General features: G+C 49.2%; 3 tRNA genes. All 3 read left to right on the top strand.

The annotated features are described in order from the left end of the window. Positions 1 to 128: 128 nt before the first annotated feature. The 3 genes from AAEY62_RS20625 to AAEY62_RS20615 all read left to right on the top strand — a co-directional run bounded on the left by AAEY62_RS20625 (position 129) and on the right by AAEY62_RS20615 (position 392). Positions 129 to 205, top strand: a tRNA-Arg gene (locus AAEY62_RS20625). 23 nt (positions 206 to 228) lie between these two features. Then, positions 229 to 304: transfer RNA gene (locus AAEY62_RS20620), tRNA-His, on the top strand. A gap of 14 nt (positions 305 to 318) precedes the next feature. After that, positions 319 to 392 (top strand) — tRNA-Pro (locus AAEY62_RS20615). Positions 393 to 394 lie beyond the last annotated feature (2 nt).

Genomic DNA, 394 nt, shown 5'->3' with positions numbered 1-394 from the left:
GATTAGCGCAGTTTGGTAGCGCACTTGGTTTGGGTCCAAGGGGTCGCAGGTTCAAATCCTGCATCGCCGACCATTTTTATAATTTATTATAATCGAATAGCTTATTGGTAAACTATGAAGTTTTCGATGCGCCCATAGCTCAGCTGGATAGAGCAACGCCCTTCTAAGGCGTGGGTCGAAGGTTCGAATCCTTCTGGGTGCACCATTTGAAAACATGTAAATATAGCGGTGATTGTAGCTCAGTTGGTAGAGCCCCGGATTGTGATTCCGGTTGTCGTGGGTTCGAGCCCCATCAGTCACCCCATTTACAACGAATATCGGCGATTAGCGCAGTTTGGTAGCGCACTTGGTTTGGGTCCAAGGGGTCGCAGGTTCAAATCCTGCATCGCCGACC

Source organism: Pseudoalteromonas sp. GW168-MNA-CIBAN-0100 (assembly GCF_040309225.1).
GTDB lineage: Bacteria > Pseudomonadota > Gammaproteobacteria > Enterobacterales > Alteromonadaceae > Pseudoalteromonas > Pseudoalteromonas arctica.
This window is presented reverse-complemented; position numbering and strand designations above follow the sequence as displayed.